Annotated in this window: 20 protein-coding genes; 13 read left to right on the top strand and 7 right to left on the bottom strand. The window is 69.3% G+C overall.

Going from position 1 to position 17,135, the window contains the following annotated elements; genetic code table 11:
* The first annotated feature begins 52 nt into the window (after positions 1-52).
* The 5 genes from ABSY19_RS23050 to ABSY19_RS23030 all read left to right on the top strand — a co-directional run bounded on the left by ABSY19_RS23050 (position 53) and on the right by ABSY19_RS23030 (position 2,394).
* Positions 53-529, top strand: a complete 477-nt coding sequence (locus tag ABSY19_RS23050; RefSeq protein ID WP_382156298.1) for a TerB family tellurite resistance protein — start codon at positions 53-55, stop codon at positions 527-529.
* Positions 530-653: 124 nt separating this feature from the next.
* On the top strand, positions 654-1,100 hold the full coding sequence (locus ABSY19_RS23045; RefSeq protein WP_291113444.1) for an RcnB family protein: 447 nt from the start codon (positions 654-656) through the stop codon (positions 1,098-1,100).
* Between the two features lie 146 nt (positions 1,101-1,246).
* Entirely contained in the window at positions 1,247-1,855 is a 609-nt protein-coding gene (locus ABSY19_RS23040; RefSeq protein WP_382156296.1) for a DsbC family protein, read from the top strand.
* A 106-nt stretch (positions 1,856-1,961) separates the two neighbouring features.
* Entirely contained in the window at positions 1,962-2,102 is a 141-nt protein-coding gene (locus ABSY19_RS23035) for a hypothetical protein (protein ID WP_291113440.1), read from the top strand.
* A 10-nt stretch (positions 2,103-2,112) separates the two neighbouring features.
* The gene (locus ABSY19_RS23030) at positions 2,113-2,394 is read left to right on the top strand and encodes a DUF427 domain-containing protein (protein WP_382156294.1); all 282 of its coding nucleotides are present in this window, start codon (positions 2,113-2,115) and stop codon (positions 2,392-2,394) included.
* 13 nt (positions 2,395-2,407) lie between these two features.
* Here the strand turns inward: ABSY19_RS23030 and ABSY19_RS23025 are convergent, their stop codons facing one another.
* Complete coding sequence (locus ABSY19_RS23025) at positions 2,408-3,004, bottom strand: NAD(P)H-dependent oxidoreductase (protein WP_382156292.1); 597 nt, start codon at positions 3,002-3,004, stop codon at positions 2,408-2,410.
* Positions 3,005-3,087: 83 nt separating this feature from the next.
* Positions 3,088-4,029 carry a ribosome biogenesis GTPase YlqF gene (gene ylqF, locus ABSY19_RS23020; protein ID WP_291113434.1) on the bottom strand — a complete coding sequence of 314 codons (942 nt, stop codon included), beginning with the start codon at positions 4,027-4,029 and terminating at the stop codon, positions 3,088-3,090.
* A gap of 131 nt (positions 4,030-4,160) precedes the next feature.
* Between ylqF and ABSY19_RS23015 the strand changes: the two genes are divergently transcribed.
* A complete protein-coding gene (locus ABSY19_RS23015) occupies positions 4,161-4,631 on the top strand; it encodes a hypothetical protein (RefSeq protein ID WP_382156290.1) in 471 nt (156 codons plus the stop codon).
* Positions 4,632-4,662: 31 nt separating this feature from the next.
* Here ABSY19_RS23015 and ABSY19_RS23010 read toward each other — a convergent pair whose 3' ends face one another.
* Positions 4,663-5,271, bottom strand: coding sequence for a TetR/AcrR family transcriptional regulator (locus tag ABSY19_RS23010; protein ID WP_382156288.1), 609 nt, complete (start codon positions 5,269-5,271; stop codon positions 4,663-4,665).
* Positions 5,272-5,347: 76 nt separating this feature from the next.
* Between ABSY19_RS23010 and ABSY19_RS23005 the strand changes: the two genes are divergently transcribed.
* Positions 5,348-5,983, top strand: coding sequence for an NAD(P)H-dependent oxidoreductase (locus ABSY19_RS23005; protein ID WP_382156286.1), 636 nt, complete (start codon positions 5,348-5,350; stop codon positions 5,981-5,983).
* Here ABSY19_RS23005 and ABSY19_RS23000 read toward each other — a convergent pair.
* The 3 genes from ABSY19_RS23000 to ABSY19_RS22990 all read right to left on the bottom strand — a co-directional run bounded on the left by ABSY19_RS23000 (position 5,964) and on the right by ABSY19_RS22990 (position 9,547).
* Positions 5,964-6,857 (bottom strand): dienelactone hydrolase family protein, encoded by an 894-nt coding sequence (locus ABSY19_RS23000; protein ID WP_382156284.1) that lies wholly within the window; start codon positions 6,855-6,857, stop codon positions 5,964-5,966. The genes ABSY19_RS23005 and ABSY19_RS23000 overlap by 20 nt on opposite strands.
* A 92-nt stretch (positions 6,858-6,949) precedes the next feature.
* Positions 6,950-8,509, bottom strand: a complete 1,560-nt coding sequence (gene gshA, locus ABSY19_RS22995) for a glutamate--cysteine ligase (RefSeq protein WP_382156282.1) — start codon at positions 8,507-8,509, stop codon at positions 6,950-6,952.
* A 33-nt stretch (positions 8,510-8,542) separates the two neighbouring features.
* Positions 8,543-9,547 carry a tRNA dihydrouridine synthase gene (locus tag ABSY19_RS22990; RefSeq protein WP_382156280.1) on the bottom strand — a complete coding sequence of 335 codons (1,005 nt, stop codon included), beginning with the start codon at positions 9,545-9,547 and terminating at the stop codon, positions 8,543-8,545.
* Between the two features lie 359 nt (positions 9,548-9,906).
* On the opposite strand from ABSY19_RS22990, the gene ABSY19_RS22985 reads away from it, so the two are divergent.
* From ABSY19_RS22985 to ABSY19_RS22975, 3 genes are read left to right on the top strand one after another with little or no spacing between them, the layout of a single operon-like run.
* The gene (locus ABSY19_RS22985; protein ID WP_382156278.1) at positions 9,907-10,521 is read left to right on the top strand and encodes a pseudouridine synthase; all 615 of its coding nucleotides are present in this window, start codon (positions 9,907-9,909) and stop codon (positions 10,519-10,521) included.
* A 1-nt stretch (position 10,522) separates the two neighbouring features.
* Complete coding sequence (locus ABSY19_RS22980) at positions 10,523-11,302, top strand: SDR family NAD(P)-dependent oxidoreductase (RefSeq protein ID WP_382156276.1); 780 nt, start codon at positions 10,523-10,525, stop codon at positions 11,300-11,302.
* 18 nt (positions 11,303-11,320) lie between these two features.
* Positions 11,321-11,893 (top strand): histidine phosphatase family protein, encoded by a 573-nt coding sequence (locus ABSY19_RS22975; protein WP_382156275.1) that lies wholly within the window; start codon positions 11,321-11,323, stop codon positions 11,891-11,893.
* Positions 11,894-11,930: 37 nt separating this feature from the next.
* Here ABSY19_RS22975 and ABSY19_RS22970 read toward each other — a convergent pair whose 3' ends face one another.
* Complete coding sequence (locus ABSY19_RS22970) at positions 11,931-12,869, bottom strand: LysR family transcriptional regulator (protein ID WP_382156273.1); 939 nt, start codon at positions 12,867-12,869, stop codon at positions 11,931-11,933.
* A gap of 133 nt (positions 12,870-13,002) precedes the next feature.
* Here ABSY19_RS22970 and ABSY19_RS22965 point away from each other — a divergent pair, with 133 nt between their 5' ends.
* Genes ABSY19_RS22965 through ABSY19_RS22955 form a run of 3 tightly spaced genes read left to right on the top strand, consistent with a single transcriptional unit; the run spans position 13,003 to position 17,055 of the window.
* On the top strand, positions 13,003-13,986 hold the full coding sequence (locus ABSY19_RS22965; RefSeq protein ID WP_382156271.1) for a Bug family tripartite tricarboxylate transporter substrate binding protein: 984 nt from the start codon (positions 13,003-13,005) through the stop codon (positions 13,984-13,986).
* Positions 13,987-13,990: 4 nt separating this feature from the next.
* The gene (locus tag ABSY19_RS22960) at positions 13,991-15,610 is read left to right on the top strand and encodes a GMC family oxidoreductase (RefSeq protein WP_382156269.1); all 1,620 of its coding nucleotides are present in this window, start codon (positions 13,991-13,993) and stop codon (positions 15,608-15,610) included.
* Positions 15,611-15,621: 11 nt separating this feature from the next.
* A complete protein-coding gene (locus ABSY19_RS22955; protein WP_382156267.1) occupies positions 15,622-17,055 on the top strand; it encodes an NAD-dependent succinate-semialdehyde dehydrogenase in 1,434 nt (477 codons plus the stop codon).
* The last annotated feature ends 80 nt before the right edge of the window (positions 17,056-17,135 follow it).

The following is a 17,135-nucleotide window of genomic DNA, read 5'->3' as shown; positions in this document are numbered from 1 at the left end:
GCCCTCGCCCCGGCTCCACCTCTCTACCACCGCGCCACACCTTTTCCACACCATGCTCAGAAACCTCAAGGACCTGTTCGACACCCTCACCGCCAGCCTCACGGCACCGGCCGGCGCCCAGGCGCCCGCCGAGCAGGAACACACCCTGCAGCTCGCCACCGCCGTGCTGCTGGTGGAAGTGATGCGCGCCGAGCCCAGCCTGCAGGACAGCGAGCGCGACGCGGTGCTGACGGCCCTGCGCCGCAAGTTCGCGCTGAGCGACGACGAGCTGCAGCGCCTGTTGGAGATGGCCCACGAGACCGCGCGCACCGCCTACGACTACCAGCGCTTCACCGCGCTGATGAACGAGCGCTTCACGCAGGCGCAGAAGATCCGCGTGGTGGAATCGATGTGGGAGGTGGCCTTCGCCGACCACCACCTGGACGCGCACGAGCACCATGTCATCAGCAAGGTGGCCGGCCTGCTGCATGTGACACATGGTGAGTACATCGCGGCCAAGCTGCACGCCCAGGCCGCCATGAAAGGCTGAGCCGCGCGGCTTCGGCGGCCGGCACAAGCCGGTACAGAACTTTGCACAGGCGGAGCGCGGCATTTACCGGGCGTTCACATGCGCCGGACACGATGGAGTCTCACCAACCCCAGGAGAAAGCTCCATGAAATCCCGAAACCTTGTTGTGTACGCCCTGGCGGCCGCCTCCCTCGGCGTGAGTTCGCTGTCCTTCGCGCAAGGTGCGCGATTCGAGCCCAGCCACCTGCAGCGCGTGGACGACCGGCGCGATGACCGCCGGGACTACCGCCAGGACCGGCGCGACGATCGCCGCGATTTCCGCCACGACCGCCGTGACGACCGGCGCGACTACCGCCACTCGCGCAACGACCGGCACTACCACCACTACTACTACAACGCGCGCGGCCCCGAGTTCCGCCGCGGTGGCTACATCCCCTACGAATACCGCAACCGCCAGTACGTGGTGGTGAACCCGCACCAGCACCGCCTGTACGCGCCGCCGCGCGGCCACCAGTGGGTGCAGGTCGGCACCGACTACGTGCTGGTCGCCATCGCCACCGGCCTGATCGCGAACCTGATCCTGAACAACTGACGTTCCACGGCGCAGGCACCGCCGCGCCCAGGGCGCAGCACATCCGCAAGCCGGGGTGCTGCGCCCTTTGCCATGGGCCCCACGCTCACGGGGGTGCGCCTTCTCTGCGATGATGCGGCCCAGGAAAACCACCGATGCGATCCGCCATGAAACTCCGCCACCTCACCCTCCCCCTGATGGCCGCCCTGGCCCTTTCGCTGGCCGCCTGCTCCAAGGAAGAAACCACCGGCGCGCCGAGCGCCGCTGGCGCCCCCGCGGCCGACACCAGCCCCATCCCCCCGGCCCAGGCCTACGATGTGCTCGCCGCGCAAGGCAAGGGCTTCACCGCCGGTGCCCTGATGAGCGCCAACACGGTCTACGTGCTGTTCGACCCGCAGTGCCCGCACTGCGGCCACCTGTGGCAGGCGTCCGTGCCGCTGCAGAGCAAGGTGAAGTTCGTGTGGCTGCCCGTGGCCATCATGAACGCCAAGAGCGCGCCGCAAGGTGCGGCCATCATGACCGCCGCCAACCCGGTGGAAACCATGAACGCGCACGAGCAGCAGCTGCTCACCGGCCAGGGCGGCATGTCGGCCTCGGCCAGCATTCCGGACGACGTGATGGCGAGCATCAAGGCCAACACCGCGCTGCTGGAGCGCCTGGGCGCCACCTCGGTGCCGTTCATGGTGGCCAAGCACCAGCGCACGGGTGCCGTGATCACGCAAAGCGGTGCCCTCGGCGTCGAGGCCCTGGCCAACTTCCTGGGCATGGGACAGTAGTCCGCAAACGCGCTTTCCGGGCGCCCACCAGGGGGCTTGAAAGGCGCATTTTGTCGCTTACCATCGGCGCATCTGCCGCGTTTCGCGGTGTCAATTGGAGGTCCCCATGGGCAAGGAACAACGCAACGAAAAAATGGCCAAGAAACCCAAGAAAGACACCTCGGCGCCCAAGGGCCCCGTGTCTTCCGACCGGCCGGTGCCACCGGTCACGGCCGTGATGCCGCGCGGCAAAGAGAAGAACAAGTGAGCGCCGCCGCATGAAGGCGACATGGAACGGCGTGACCATCGCCGAGAGCGACGACACCGTGGTCGTGGAAGGCAACCACTACTTCCCGGAGAGTTCGCTCAATCGCGACCACGTCACCTTCAGCAACCACCGGACCACCTGCGCGTGGAAGGGCCAGGCGAGTTATTACTCGCTGCTGGTCAATGGCGAACTCAACACCGACGCCGCCTGGTACTACGCCGACCCCAAGCCCGAGGCCGAGATGGTCAAGGGCCGCGTGGCGTTCTGGAAAGGCGTGAAGATCGAGGCCTGAGCACCGGCACGCCTCAGGCCGCGTCGCGGCCGAGCCGGCGCAGCTTGGCCTGCCACCGGGCCACACCGGCCTCCCCCAGTTGCTCGACCGAGCCCACCAGCGTTTCGTGGACCGGCGCGAAGCCGATGAACCCCAGGATGTTGCGCTCCAGCGCCTTGAGGCTGTGCGCGCGGAAGTACCAGCGGTAGGCCAGCGCCGGCATGCCCATGGTCACCACCACACGGGCCGAGCGGCCGCTCAGGGGCTTGCGGCCGAACTCCCTGGGCCCCTCGGGGCCGACCGCGAAACCCGGCCGCGCCACCTGCTCCAACCAGGCCTTGAGCAGCGCCGGCATCTCGCCCAACCAGAGCGGAAAGAACAGCACCACGTGCTCGGCCCAGAGGATGTGCTGCTGCGAAGCCTGCAGCGCCGGGGGCACGCCGCCGTGTTTCCAGTCGTGCGCGCTGCGCAGCACGGGAAAGTCCAGCTCACCCACCGCCACGCGGCGCACCTCGTGGCCGGCCGCGATCGCGCCGCCCGCATAGGCCTCGACCAGCAGGTGGTTGAGGTGCCGGCCCGAGGTGTCGGGATGGCCTTCGATCAGCAGAATGCGGCGGGGAGAGGTGCTCATGGCGGGCTCCAGAAGGGATGGAACCCATGCTCGCACCGCGCGGGCGCGGGCGCCTTGACGCGGGTCAAGGCCCGCTCACCGGCTCAGCGCCGGTCGGGCTTGCGCGGTTTGGCTGCGCGTTCCTTCTTGCGGCCCTGGCGCTCGGCGTCCGCCTTCTGCCCGGCCTGAAGCCAGCGCACGAACTGCTCGGGCGTCTCCAGCGTGATGCGCCCCAGCGTGCCGCTGCGGAAGTCCGCGATCACCAGCTCGGCCGCCTTCTGCCAGTTCACCGCGCCGCCACCCGCCAGCGCGCCGCGCTTGCGGCCGATCGCCTCCATGAGCTCTTCGTCCGGCAGGGCCGCGATGGCCTCGGGCGCGAGGCCCAGCTTGTAGCGCGCCTCCAGCAGGGGTGCGTAAGACAGCTTGAGCTTGTTGAGCAGCTCCAGCGCCACCTCCTGGTCGTCGTAGGCATTGCGGCCCACCGCGCCGCTGGCGGCGAGGTTGAAGCCACTTTCAGGCACCACGATGCGCGGCCAGAGCATGCCGGGCGTGTCGAACAGGTAGAAGTCGTCGGCCAGGGCGATGCGCTGCTCGGTGCGGGTGATGCCCGCCTCGTCGCCGGTCTTGGCCGCGCGCTTGCCCATGAAGGTGTTGATCAGCGTGGACTTGCCCACGTTGGGAATGCCGCAGATCAGCACCCGCATGGGCTTGACCATGCCGCCCCGGTTGGGCGCCAGCTCATGGCAGGACGCGATGATGGCGCGCGCCGGTGCCGTCACGCTGGCGTCCAGCGGGATCGCGCGCGTGTTCGGCTGGGCGTTGTAGTGCGCCAGCCAGAGCGCGGTGCGCTCGGGATCGGCCATGTCCTGCTTGTTGACCACCTTGAGCGTGGGCTTGGCCGAGGTGAGTTCGGCCAGCAGCGGGTTGGCGCTGGAGCCGGGCAGGCGCGCGTCGAGCATCTCGATCACGACATCGATGTCTTTCACACGCTCGGTGATGGCCTTGCGCGTGAGGTGCATGTGCCCGGGAAACCACTGGATGCTCATCGGGGGAATCTCTCTGGGGAAACGGGGGTTGCGGGGCGGGTGCAGGGATTGTGCCTTGGTGTAACTCCCGGGGTCGCGCGCCTGGGCCGTCCCTACAATCGGCCTCAATCCAACACCCGCAGAGGCGCCTCATGAGCATCACCGTCAAGATCGATCTGGGCTACGAGTTCGACGTCAAGGCCAAGGCGGCCGAGGTGTTCGAAGTGCTCTCCAATGTGCCCGAGTCGGTCAGCCATTTCCCGAAGGTGGAGAAGCTCAGCGACCTGGGCGGCGGCGTCTACCAGTGGGAAATGGAAAAGGTCGGCACCGCGCAGGTGAACATCCAGACCGTGTACGCCAGCAAGTACGTGAGCGACCAGGCGCGCGGCACCGTGAAATGGACCCCGGTCAAGGGCGTGGGCAACGCCCTGGTGGGCGGCAACTGGAAGATCGTGGACAACAAGAAGTCCACCGGCCTGACCCTGGCCATCCAGGGCGAGATCGAGGTGCCTCTGCCCGGCCTGATGAAGATGGTGGTGGCCCCCGTGGTCGAGGGCGAGTTCGAGAAGCTGGTCGAAAAGTACATCGCCAACCTCATCAAGCGCTTCGGCGGCGAGGCCTGATCCGCCCCTTGCCGCCTTCGGTGAGCGCGTTTCAAGTCCTGCGCGCGATCCGCACGATGGCGTCGTAGATCTCGTGCTCGGCATCCGCCGGGTCGAGTTCGCCCGCGGCCGCCGCGAACGACACGGCCTGCGCCGTGCCCAGCATGGCGCGCATGCCCGCCGGCCCGATGGGCTGCTTCGCGAACGGCTGCAGCGCGGCCTGGCACTTCGCCTGGAACGCGGCCTCCAGCTTCTTCTTCAGGGCGTCGAGTTCGGGTGAGCCCGCCAGCGCCGCGCTGACGCCGGGCATCTCGCGGCCCATCGCCATGACGCAGTTGAGATAGGTGGCAGCGATCACCTTCGCCACGGCCGGGAGCGACTTGCCCGAGGCCTGCAAGGCCTCGTCCATCAAGGCGTGCTGCCGGTTGTCGTATTCCTCGTAGAGCGCGCTGAGCAGGCCGGTGCGCGTGCCGAAATGGTCGTACACCACGGGCTTCGTCACCCCCGCGCGCTCCGCCAGGTAGCCCAGCGTGAGCGCATCGGTGCCTTCGCCGCGCACGATGGACCACGCGACCTCCATGAGCTGGCGGTTGCGGTCTTCCTTGGACAGGCGCTTCTTCGGCGTGGCTTGATCAGCAGGGTTCATCGGATGGCTTGACATTGTTAACCTACCAAAGGTAACCTACAGACAGTAGATTACCAAAGGTAGTTTACACCCAAACCCCCAAGGAGCCACCATGCACGCCCTCATTGTCGTCAGCCATCCCGATGTCCAGTCCCTCACACACGCCGTCGCGCGCTCGTTTGCCGAGGGCATTGCGGCCTCGGGCGAGCACACCACCGAGTTCGCCGACCTTGCCGCGGAAGGCTTCGACCCGGCATTCAACCAGGCCGACCGCAGCGCCTACTTTCTCCAGAAGCCCTTGCCTTCGGACGTCCTGCGCGAGCAGGCGCGCATCGACCGCGCCGACGCGCTCGTGCTGGTCTATCCCGTCTATTGGTGGTCGTTTCCCGGCCAGCTCAAAGGCTGGATCGACCGCGTGTTCGCCAATGGATGGGCCTACGACGAGGCGCCCGACGGCACGCTGGGCAAGCGGCTGGGCCGCCTCGCGGTCCACCTCATCGGCATCGGTGGCGCGGACGGAGGCACCTATGCGCGGCACGGCTACGACAAGGCGATGCGCACCCAGATCGACCACGGCATCTTCGATTTCTGCGGCGCCCGGGTCGTCACCTCGGAGTTCCTGCTCGATGTGAATGGGCAGGCGGCGGCGTCCCATGTGCTCACGGCGCGGGCCCTGGGCGGGAATGCGTTCGCGGAAAGCGCCACGCCGGCCGGTGGCGAACGGCTGATCACACCAGGTGCTGCCTGAAGAACGCCAGCGTGCGGTCCCACGAGAGTTTGGCCGCGGCGGCGTCGAAACGCGGCGTGGTGTCGTTGTTGAAGCCGTGCTGGGTGCCCGGGTACTGGTGCGCGGTGTAGCGCACGCCGGCCGCCTTGAGCGCGGCCTCGTAGGCCGGCCAGGCCGCGTTGATGCGCTCGTCCACCCCCGCGAAATGGATCAGCAGCGGCGCCTTCACCTTGGCCGCGGCCTCCACCGGCGGGTGGTTGCCGTAGTAGGGCACGGCCGCCGCCAGTTCGGGCAGCTCGGTGGCCAGCGTGTGGGCCACGCCCCCGCCATAACAGAACCCCACCACGCCGATGCGCCCGTTGCCGTCCGGCCGGGCCTTGAGCGTGGCGGCCGAGGCCAGGAAGTCCTGCTTCGTCTTGGCCTGGTCGAGCTGGGCGAACAGGGCGCGCGCCTTGTCCTCGTCGCCCGGGTAGCCGCCCAGCGGCGTGAGCGCATCGGGCGCGAACGCCAGGTAACCGTCGAGCGCCAGGCGGCGCGCGATGTCTTCGATGTGGGGGTTCAGGCCCCGGTTCTCGTGCACCACCAGCACGGCCGGCAGGCGCCCGCCGGCGGGGGGCGCCACCGGCTTGGCCACATAGGCCTTGATGGTGCCGTAACCCATCGGCGAAGGCACGCTCACCGTCTCGGTCTTGATGCGGGGGTCGTTCGCCGGCACCACCTGGGCGGCGGCGAAGTTCGGGCTGAGCGCGGCCAACAGGCCCGCCGCCGTCATGCCGCCCACCGCGAACTTGGACGCGCGGTCCAGGAAGGCGCGGCGGTCGATGTCGCCATGCACGTACGCGTCAAACAGGATCAGCAGTTCCTGATCGAAGTCGGCGGCGGTCAGACGGGTCATGGGCGATCTCCGGCAAAAAGATCGCAGGATAGGTCCCCCCGGGGCCGGGCGGGCCATTGCCCATCCGGTCAGGCGGGCTTTGCCGCCCTGCCTCAGGCCGCCAGCGACGCGGTCTGCGCCTGCGGACGGCCCAGCCGCGCCGGCGAGGTGTATTCCTGCCGGTAAATCTCGAACGGCATGGAGTCGGCCGCTTCGATGGCGCGCTGGTCTTCCACCGACTTCGTGGCCATCGCTTCGTATTTCGCCTGCAGCTTGCTGGCCCAGGGCAGGCCCGCCAGGTGCTGGTGCGTCACGCGCGACTGGGCGCGCGCGAAAGCGACGAAGGAATCGCCATGGTGCTTGTGCATGGCCTGCAGCACGCGGGCCGAGGGCAGCTTGTCGGGGTCCTGCAGATGGCCTTGCGCCAGGGCCACGGCCAGGGCGTGCTCGTTGCCGCCGTGGGCTTCGTCCAGCAGCGCGGCAATCGGGACGAGCTGCTCCAGCAGCTCGGCGCCCCACTGCATCAGCGGCACGCTCTGGCCGTTGCGCATCAGGTTCAGGCCGGGTTCACGGCCGCGCGCGGCGGTCAGGTGCTGGTTGTGCGCCAGCTCGCGGATCTCGGCCGGCGTGTCGGGCGGGCTGTCCGACAGCAGGCAGTGCAGCAGGAACACGTCGAGGAAGCGCAGCGTGGGCGCGCCGATGCCGATGGGTTCGAAGGGGTTGAGGTCCATCAGCCGGACCTCGATGTACTCCACGCCGCGCTCGCGCAGGGCGTGCAGCGGGCGCTCGCCGGGGCGGATCACGCGTTTGGGGCGGATGGTGCCGTAGAACTCGTTCTCGATCTGCAGCAGCGTGGTGGCGAGCTGGTTGTAGTCGCCGCCCGGGTTGCGGATGCCCACCGCCTCGTACGCGGGCCAGGGGCGCGTGAGCGCGTCGTGCAGCGAGGCCGCGTAGCCTTCGAGGCCGTTGTAGCTCACCGCCAGCGTGGCCTGGGCCTCGCTCTGGTAACCCAGGCGGCCCATGCGCAGCGAGGTGCCGTGCGGCATGTACAGCGTGCCGGTGTCGCCCAGTTTCTGCAGCTCGTGCTGGCGGCCTTCGACGAAGGTGGAGCACAGCGCGGGCGAGGCGCCGAACAGCGTGAGCAGCAGGAAGGCGTGGCGGCGGAAGTTGCGGATCAGCGCGAAGTAGCCGTCGTTGTCCACGCCCGGCAGCGACCAGTTGTAGTGAATGCCCGAGATGGTCTGCATGCGCCGGCCATAGCGGTGCGCCAGGCCCATGCGGTAGACGCTCTTGGCGCGGCCCACGTTGGACGAGCCGTAGCGGCCGATGGGGATGGTTTCGTCGGGCGGCAGGCCGCAGGGCATGCTCGACGCCCACATCATCTCGTCGCCCTGGGCGCGCAGGCTGCGCACGGTGTACTGGTGGACTTCGGTCAGCTCGGCCAGGCAGGCCTCGACGCTGTCGTGCACGCCCGTGATCAGTTCGAGCTGGGACTCGCTGTAGTCGGTGGTGATGTGGGGGTGCGTGAGCGCACTGCCCAGCGCGGCCGGGTGTGGCGTGAGCGCCAGTTTGCCGTCGGGCTGGGCGCGCAGGCTTTCTTTTTCAATGCCGCGACGCATGCCGCGCAGACGGTCTCCTGGGAGGGCGGCCAGCCGTTGTTCGAGAGAGGTCATACAGGCGTCGTGGTTCGGGTCCGGGGCCGGAAGTTAACACGCCGGCGCCATTTCTGCTGGCAGCGCCCGGATCGACTCTGTGGTAAGGATGTCCGGTCCCTGGGCCCGACGCAGCCAGGCCTCGATGTCGTCGGGCTCGTTCACCAGGCGCAGTTCGTCGAACGCGGCCTGGGCTTCGGGGTAGCGTTTGCGCAGGTAGTTGAGCCATTGTTTGAGCCGCCCGGAGCGGTGGCGGCGCTCCACGCGGGCGCTCACCTGCCGCCAGAAGATCTCGAACAGCGGGGGCAGGACCGACCAGGGCACACCGCCCAGGCCTTTGATGGCCAGGGCCAGGCCGGGGTCGGTCACCATGCCGCGGCCGATCATGAGGTGTTCGCAGCCGGTCACCTCGCGGCAGCGCACGGCGTCGGCCACGGTCCAGATTTCGCCGTTGGCGATCACCGGCAGGCGCCGGTGGGCCGGTGGCAGCGAGGCGCGCACCTCGGCCAGCCGGTCCCAGTAGGCGGGAGGCCGGTAGCCGTGGGCCTTGGTGCGGGCGTGGATCACGAGTTCGTCCGCCCCGGCCTCGGCAATGGCGTGGGCGCAGTCTTCGGCGCGTTCGTCGTCGTTGTAGCCCAGCCGCATCTTGGCGGAGACGGGCATGTGGGCCGGCACGGCACGGCGCACGGCCGCCACGATGCGCCCGACCAGCTCGGGTTCGTCGAGCAGGACGGCGCCGCCCCGGCTCTGGTTGACGGTCTTGGCGGGGCAGCCGAAGTTCAGGTCGATGCCGTGCGGGCCCAGGCCGGCCAGGCGTTCGGCGTTTTCCGCGAGCAGGGTCGGGTCGGAGCCGAGCAGTTGGGCGCGCACGGGCACGCCGGCACGGGTGCGGCCGCCATTGAGCAGTTCGGGCACCACGCGGATGAAGGCACGCTCGGGCAGCACGGTGTTGGTCACGCGGATGAATTCGCTCACGCAGCGGTCGATCCCGCCCGTGCGCGTGAGCACATCGCGCAGGGTGGCGTCGAGCAATCCTTCCATGGGGGCCAGCAGCAGCATGCTGCGTATTGTCCTTTGCCTGGAGAATGTGTGGATGTGGTGCTCTTTTTCTCCGGCTGGTCCGGTCATCGGCGACCGGGGGGGACGGCTCCGCTCATGTCCCCCGAACCGGCTTCGCCGGTTCTCCTCCTTGACTTCGCTGCGCCGTCCCCCCGGTCGCCGATGACCTCGTTGGCAGACGAAACATTGCTCGCCCGCATTCCTTCTGGCGCGTGGGCGCACGGCGCTCTGCGCAGCGGGGTCAAGGAGGAGGCGGCACCAGCCGCCGGGGGACACCCGCGGAGCAGAGCGCCGTGCGCCCACGCGCCCGCGAGGTGCAGCGAGTGAGCACCCTAAACGTAATCCACGAAGACGAAAAAATGATCGTCCTCGACAAACCCGCAGGCCTGCTCGCCGTCCCCGGAAGAGGCCCCGACAAGCAGGACTGCCTCAGCGCAAGGGCCCAGGCGAAATGGCCCGACGCCCTCGTGGTCCACCGGCTCGACATGGCCACCTCCGGCCTCGTCGTCATGGCCAGAGGCATCGAAGCCCAACGCCAGCTCAGCCGCGCCTTCGAACAAAGGGAAGTCCACAAACGCTACACCGCTGTCGTCGCCGGCACCCTGCGCAACCCCCAACCCGACAACGGCTGGAACACCATCGACCTGCCCCTCACCATCGATTGGCCCAACCGGCCCCGCAGCATCGTCAGCGCCGAACTCGGCAAGCCCAGCGTCACCCGCTGGCGCCTCGCCGGAGCACCCACAGACGACGACCACACCACCCGGCTCGAACTCGAACCCGTCACCGGCCGCACCCACCAACTGCGCGTGCACCTGCAAGCCATCGGCCACCCCATACTCGGCGACATGCTGTACGCCACCCCCGAACAGCAGGCCCGCGCCCCGCGCCTGCTGCTGCACGCCCACCAACTCTCGTTGCCCCATCCGCAGCACGGCGACACCGTGCACTTCCACAGCCCCTGCCCCTTCTGACATGACCACCACCCCGCTCCAACTCACCATCCTCACCGGCGGCTCGCGCGGCATGGGCCTGGCCATGGCCCTGCAGTCGCTGCGGCCCAACGGCCACCTGCTCTGCCTCTCGCGCCACATCAACACCCAGCTCGCCGACGAAGCCCAGCGGCTCGACGCCACCCTCACGCAATGGGCGCAAGACCTCGCCGACACCACCGGCGCCGCGCAGCGCCTGGAGGACTGGTTGAATGAACAAGCCGCCCAGGGCTTCGCCAGCGCCACCTTGATCAACAACGCCGGCGTGATCCCGCGCATCGGCCCCATCGACGACTGCCCGCCCGACGACCTCGCCAACGCGCTGCGCGTGGGCCTGGAGGCGCCCATGCAGCTCACCGCCGCCTTCCTGCGCGCCACCGGCGCCTGGGTGGACGCCGGCTGGCGCGGCCCGCGCAAGGTGCTCAACATTTCCTCGGGCCTGGGCCGGCGCGCCATGGCAGCCCAGGCGCCCTACTGCGCCGCCAAGGCCGGCATGGACCACTTCACCCGCTGCAGCGCGCTCGACGAAGCGCAGCGCCCACATGGCGCGCGGCTGGTGTCGCTGGCCCCGGGCGTGATCGACACTGACATGCAGTCGCAACTGCGCTCGGGCGACCCGGCCGCGTTCCCCGACGTCGGACGCTTCAAGGACCTGAAAAGCCAGGGCCAGCTCAGCACCCCGCAAGACGCCGCCGCGAGCGTGCTGGCCTGGCTGGACCGGCCCGACTTCGGCAGCAACCCCGTCGCCGACGTGCGCGATTGACCGCGACCGGGAGACCCCATGCAACGACGCCACTTCACCCAGGCCACCGCCCTCGCCCTCACCACCCTGCCCACCCTCGCCTTCACGCAGGACGCGGGCTTCTGGACCCTGCTGCGCGAAGGCGGTTGCGTGCTGCTGATGCGCCACGCGCAGACCGAGCCCGGCGCGGGCGACCCGCCGGGCTTCACGCTCGGCGACTGCCGCACCCAGCGCATGCTCAGCGACACCGGCCGCAAACAGGCCAACAAGATGCACGAAGCCTTTCTGCGCGAGCGCGTGAAGATCAACGAGGTGCGCTCCAGCGCCTGGTGCCGCTGTGTCGACACCGCCATGCTGGCCTTCAAGAAGAACACCGTCTGGGCGCCGCTCAACGCCTTCTTCAGCCCCGACGAGCGCGAGGAGCAGACGCGCGAGGTGCTCGATGCCGTGCAAGGCTGGTCGGCCCCGCGCAACCTGGCGCTGGTCACGCACCACATCAACGTCGCCGCCCTCACCGGCCAGACCCCGGCCATGGGCGAGATCCTGCTCACCCGGCCGGGCAAGGACGGCAGCGGCGCGCAGTTGCGGGTGGTGGCGCGGCAGGCCTTCTGAAGCCGCACCGGCCAGGCCAGTGCCGCCAAGGCGGGTTTCAGAAGGCGCTCAGGCTCAACTCGCTGCGCAGGCCGTCCAGGAAGCTGCGGCGCACCGCATTGGCCTGGTCTTCGCGCAGATAGAAGGCACAGAACGGCCCGCGCACCAGCGGTGCGGGGGCCGCGATCTCGGCGACTCCGCCCTGCGAGATGAAGTTGGCCGCCATCTGGCTGGCGATGGCCCACAGCATGTCGGTGCGGGCCGTCAAGGCGAAGGCGGTCAGCAGGGAGTCGATCTGCACGTCAGGTCCCACACCGCCCCGATCCCCGCCGCGGTGCAAGGCCAGCATGCGGTCGATCATGGGGCGCAGCGGCGTCTGCGGTGGCGGCAACACCCAGGCGGGTTTCGCCAGGTCGGCCCAGCCCAGCCGCCGCCTGCGCAGCAGCGGGTGGCCCACGCGGGCCAGGATGGTGCTGTGCTCCTCGTACAGCGGCACCACCTCCACGGTGTTGAGGTCCACGCGCAGCTCGGCATGGGTCAGCATCACGTCGAGCCGGCCTGCTCTCAACTCCTCGTGCAGCACGTCGAGCGGGTGCATCTGCACATGGATGAACACGTGGGGCAGCGTGCGGCGCATGCGCTCGATCGCGCCGGCCAGGGCCTGCGGCGAGAACAGGGACAGCGCGCCCACGCGCAGCTCGCTGGTGACGCTCGCATCGACGCCGGCCAGGTCCTCCTTGACCAGCTCCAGCTCGCCCAGGATGCGGCTGGCTCGCTGGGCCAACCGAAGCCCCACCGCGGTCGGTACCACGCGCTTGGTCGTGCGGTGGAAAAGCCGCACGTTCAACTGGGCCTCCAGCTCCGCCAGCGCCCGCGATACCGCGGGCTGCGTGGTGTGCAGCGCCTCGGCCGATCGGCTCAGATTCAACTCGCGCGCGAGCACGCTGATCAGCCGCAGCTGCTTGGTCGTGAGCTGGAGTTGGGAAGGGAGCGACACGCGCCAATCATACCGATGTCGGTATGAATCACCCCGAAGAATTCATTTGTGGCCGCCTTGTCCCTCTCTCAATAATTCGCTCGCCGTGAATGCCGGCGCATGAATTCCAACAACACCTGACGGAGACTGTCCCATGCCTGATTTCGCCCTGACCCGCCGCGCGATGAACGTCGCCGTGGGTGCGCTGCTGTCCGGCTGCTGCCTGGTGGCGGCGGCGCAAAACAACCCGTCGCGCCCGGTGCGCATGGTGGTGCCCTGGCCGCCGGGCACGCCGGCCGACGTGGCCGGGCGCATCGTCGCCGAGCACATGGCCGCCGGCCTGGGCCAGCCCGTCGTGGTGGAGAACAAACCCGGCGCCGTGGGCACGATCGGGATGCTCGATGCGCTGCGCCAGCCCGCCGACGGCCATACGCTGTACCTGCTGTCCTCGGCCTCGCTGGTCGCACCCCTGCTCTACCCCGCGCAGAAGATCGATTTCCAGAAAAGCCTGGACGTGGTCGGCCACCTGTCCTGGAACTACAACGTGCTGGCGGTGGCCGAGGCCAGCCCGCACAAATCCACCCAGGAACTGGTGCAGGCCGCCAAGGCCAGGCCGGGCGAACTGAACTTCGGCTCGGGCGGCAACGGCACGCCAGCGCATCTGGCCGGGGAGCTGTTCAAGCAGCAGACCGGCACCCAGATGACGCACGTGCCCTACAACCAGTTCACCATGGCCGTGAGCGACCTGCTGGCCGGCCGGGTCGATTTCATGTTCCTGACCGCGACGGCGGCCATCCCGCAGATCGCGGGCGGCAAGCTGCGCGCGCTGGGCACCACGGGCAGCCAGCGCCTGCCCCTGCTCAAGGGCGTGGCGACCATGACCGAACAAGGCTACAGCAGCTTCGTTCTGCGCTCGTTCGACATGGTGACGGTGAAAGCGGGCACGCCCAGGCCCATCGTGGAGCGCCTCAACAGCGAACTCAACCGCGCGCTCACGAGCTCTGGCGTGAAGGACAAGCTCGACGCACTGGCGCTCGACATCGAGCCCATGACGCCGGCGCAATCGGCCAAGGTGCTGGCCACCGAATCCGACAAATGGATGCAGATCGGTCGCAGCGCGCAGATCAAGGTGGACTGAGGGCATGCGCAAACCATTGCACGAAGCCGACGTCGTCGTCGTCGGCGCGGGCTCGGCCGGCTGCGCGCTGGCCGCGCGCCTGAGCGAGGACCCGGGCTTGAGCGTGCTGCTGATCGAAGCAGGACAGCCCAGCAACGACCCCTGGCTCGGCATTCCCATCGGCTATTTCAAGACCGTCGGGCGTCCGCGGTTCGACTGGTGTTTCGAGACGGAAGAAGAGCCCGCCATGGGTGGGCGCAAGCTGCCCTGGCCGCGTGGCAAGGGCCTGGGCGGCTCCAGCCTCATCAACGGCATGCTGTACCTGCGCGGCCACCGCCGCGACTACGACCAGTGGCAGGCCATGGGCAACGAAGGCTGGTCGTGGAACGACGTGCTGCCCTACTTCCAGCGGTCCATGCACGGCGAACGCCACCGGCCCGGCAGCGACGGCAGGGGCGGCCCGCTGTGGGTGAGCGACCTGCCGCGCGATGTGCTGTCCGACGCCTTCATCGACGCCTGCGCGCGCACCGGCGTGCCGGCCACGGACGACTTCAATGGCGGCGACAACACCGGCGCCGGCTACTTCCGCATGACGGTGCGCCGCGGGCGCCGCATGAGCACGGGCCACGCCTACCTGCGGCCCGCGATGGCCCGGCCCAACCTGAAGGTGCTGTCGGGTGCGCAGGCCCTGGGCCTGGAACTCCAGGGCCTGCGCGCCACGGGCGTTCATGTGATGGTGCAAGGGCTGCGGCAGCTCGTGCGCGCGCGCCACGAAGTGATCCTCTGCGCCGGCGCGATCCAGTCGCCACAGCTGCTCATGCTCTCGGGCCTGGGCCCGGCCCAGGCGCTGCAACCGCATGGCATCCGGGTGGCGCTGGATCTGCCCGGCGTGGGCCAGAACCTGCAGGACCATCTGCAGGTGCGACCCTCCTTCCGCTGCCAGGGCGTCGAAACGCTCAACGACATCGCCCACAGCCGCTGGCGCAGCGCCCGGGACTTCCTGCGCTACGTGACCACGCGCACCGGTTCGCTGGCCACGGGCGTCTACCGCGCCGGCGCCTTTTTCTCCCTGGACGACCCCGCGCACGCCGACTGGCCCAACATCCAGATCCACTTCGGCCTGGTCAGCTTCGACCGCCCGCACCAGCCGCCGCACCCCTTCCCGGGCATCACGCTGTCGGCCTGCCTGCTGCGCCCCGAAAGCCGTGGGCACATCGCGCTGCGCGACGCCAACCCTCTGTCCGCGCCGCGCATCCATGCCAACTACCTGCAGCACGAATCCGACCAGCGCCTGGCGGTGGCGGCCGTGCGCAGGATGCGCGACATCGCCGCGGCCCAGCCGCTGGCGCGCTACGTGGTCCAGGCCAACGAACCCGGCGCCGCGCTGCAGAGCGACGAGGACATCCTGACCTGGGTGCGCCAGCGTTCGGGCAGCATCTTCCACCCGGTCGGCACCTGCAGGATGGGACCCGACAGCGACGCCAGCGCCGTGCTCGACCCCCGCCTGCGCGTGCGCGGCGTGCAGGGCCTGCGCGTGGTCGATGGCGCCGCCATGCCCCTCGTGGTCTCGGGCAACACCAATGCGCCCATCGTCATGATGGCCGAGAAGGCCGCGGACATGGTGCGCGCCGACCTCCGGTCATGAAGGACACGACCATGACGATCGAACCCTCCGCCCTGCAATGCATCGCCGGCCAATGGCGACACGGCCAGGGCCGCAGAACCCTGGACGTGCTCAACCCCGCGAACGCCCAGGTCGTGGCGCGATTCCAGGCCGCGTCGGCGCAGGACGTCGAGGAGGCGCTGGGAGCCACCGAGGCCGGCTTCGGCCACTGGCGCGCCATGACGGCGCTGGAACGCGGCCATCGGCTGCGCCGCGCGGCCGCGCTGCTGCGCGAGCGCACGGCCGAGATCGCGCCCACACTGACCGAGGAACAGGGCAAGACCCGCCTGGAGGCCGAGCGCGAGATCGAGCAGGCCGCGCAGATGATCGAATGGAATGCCGAGGAAGGCCGGCGCACCATGGGCCAGACCATTCCCTCGCGCCATGCCGGCGTGAGCTTTCAGACGATGAAACTGCCGGTCGGACCGGTGGCGGCGCTCACGCCCTGGAACTTTCCCGTCATGCTGTCCGCGATCAAGGTGTCGGCCGCGCTCGCGGCAGGCTGCAGCGTCATCCTCAAGCCCGCCGAGGAAACACCGCGTGCCGCGGCCGCCCTGGTGCGCTGCTTTCACGACGCGGGCATCGACGGCCGCGTTCTGCAGATGCTGGTCGGCGAAGCCGCGCAGATCTCCTCGGCGCTGATCGCATCACCGGCCATCCGCAAGATCTCGTTCACCGGCTCGACCCAGGTCGGCCGCCTGCTCGCGCAACAGGCCGGGGAGCAGCTCAAGCCCATCACGCTGGAGCTGGGCGGCCACGCGCCCGCCATCGTCTGCGCCGACGCCGACCTGGCGCGCACCGTGGCCGCTCTGGCCCAGATCAAGCTGCGCAACGCGGGCCAGATCTGCGCCAATCCTTCGCGCTTTCTCGTGCACCGCAGCCTTTGCGCACGGTTCGTGGACGCGTTCAGGGCCGTGGCGGAAAACACCGTCATGGGGGATGGTGCGGCCGAAGGCACGACCATGGGGCCGCTGACCCATGGGCGCCGCGCGGCGGCCGTCGCCGGCCTCGTGGAGGACGCGCGCCAGCGTGGTGCCCGCGTGGTCTGCGGCGGCAGGGCCGGAGGGGGGCCCGGCTTCTTCTACGAACCCACCGTGCTGGCCGACGTGCCGCCCGACGCGCGCATCTGGCACGAGGAACCGTTCGGTCCGCTGGTGCCGGTGATGCCCTTCGACACGCTCGACGAAGCGATTGCCATGGCCAACGCGCTGCCGCTGGGCCTGGCCGCCTTCGGTTTCACGCAGCACCTCGAATCGGCGCGCCGCCTTTGCGAGGAGGTGCAGGCCGGGGCCATCGCGATCAACACCGTCACGCTGATGCAGCCCGAAACCCCGTTCGGGGGTGTGCTGGACAGCGGCTTCGGCCGCGAGAACGGCCCGCAGTCGCTGGAGGCCTACCTGGTGACGCGCTCCGTCGTGGTGGGCTGAAGCGGCCCCAACGCAGGGCAATGCCCTGCCCATGGGCTCCGAGAGCAGGCCCGGCCGATCGGACTACGATGGAGCCCGAC

This window comes from Hydrogenophaga sp. ANAO-22, assembly GCF_042466645.1.
Taxonomy (GTDB): Bacteria; Pseudomonadota; Gammaproteobacteria; order Burkholderiales; family Burkholderiaceae_C; genus Hydrogenophaga.
The sequence above is the reverse complement of the archived record's forward strand: the minus strand, read 5'-3'. Positions and strand labels throughout refer to the sequence as shown.

Coding starts and splice junctions, on each gene's coding strand:
- ABSY19_RS23010 (WP_382156288.1), bottom strand. CDS start 5,271: ATGTCAAGCCATCCGATGAACCCTGCTGATCAAGCCACGCCGAAGAAG.
- ABSY19_RS22965 (WP_382156271.1), top strand. CDS start 13,003: ATGCCTGATTTCGCCCTGACCCGCCGCGCGATGAACGTCGCCGTGGGT.
- ABSY19_RS23045 (WP_291113444.1), top strand. CDS start 654: ATGAAATCCCGAAACCTTGTTGTGTACGCCCTGGCGGCCGCCTCCCTC.
- ylqF (WP_291113434.1), bottom strand. CDS start 4,029: ATGAGCATCCAGTGGTTTCCCGGGCACATGCACCTCACGCGCAAGGCC.
- ABSY19_RS22980 (WP_382156276.1), top strand. CDS start 10,523: ATGACCACCACCCCGCTCCAACTCACCATCCTCACCGGCGGCTCGCGC.
- ABSY19_RS23005 (WP_382156286.1), top strand. CDS start 5,348: ATGCACGCCCTCATTGTCGTCAGCCATCCCGATGTCCAGTCCCTCACA.
- ABSY19_RS22985 (WP_382156278.1), top strand. CDS start 9,907: ATGATCGTCCTCGACAAACCCGCAGGCCTGCTCGCCGTCCCCGGAAGA.
- gshA (WP_382156282.1), bottom strand. CDS start 8,509: ATGACCTCTCTCGAACAACGGCTGGCCGCCCTCCCAGGAGACCGTCTG.
- ABSY19_RS23030 (WP_382156294.1), top strand. CDS start 2,113: ATGAAGGCGACATGGAACGGCGTGACCATCGCCGAGAGCGACGACACC.
- ABSY19_RS22955 (WP_382156267.1), top strand. CDS start 15,622: ATGACGATCGAACCCTCCGCCCTGCAATGCATCGCCGGCCAATGGCGA.
- ABSY19_RS23035 (WP_291113440.1), top strand. CDS start 1,962: ATGGGCAAGGAACAACGCAACGAAAAAATGGCCAAGAAACCCAAGAAA.
- ABSY19_RS23025 (WP_382156292.1), bottom strand. CDS start 3,004: ATGAGCACCTCTCCCCGCCGCATTCTGCTGATCGAAGGCCATCCCGAC.
- ABSY19_RS23040 (WP_382156296.1), top strand. CDS start 1,247: ATGAAACTCCGCCACCTCACCCTCCCCCTGATGGCCGCCCTGGCCCTT.
- ABSY19_RS23050 (WP_382156298.1), top strand. CDS start 53: ATGCTCAGAAACCTCAAGGACCTGTTCGACACCCTCACCGCCAGCCTC.
- ABSY19_RS22960 (WP_382156269.1), top strand. CDS start 13,991: ATGCGCAAACCATTGCACGAAGCCGACGTCGTCGTCGTCGGCGCGGGC.
- ABSY19_RS23015 (WP_382156290.1), top strand. CDS start 4,161: ATGAGCATCACCGTCAAGATCGATCTGGGCTACGAGTTCGACGTCAAG.
- ABSY19_RS23000 (WP_382156284.1), bottom strand. CDS start 6,857: ATGACCCGTCTGACCGCCGCCGACTTCGATCAGGAACTGCTGATCCTG.
- ABSY19_RS22990 (WP_382156280.1), bottom strand. CDS start 9,547: ATGCTGCTGCTGGCCCCCATGGAAGGATTGCTCGACGCCACCCTGCGC.
- ABSY19_RS22975 (WP_382156275.1), top strand. CDS start 11,321: ATGCAACGACGCCACTTCACCCAGGCCACCGCCCTCGCCCTCACCACC.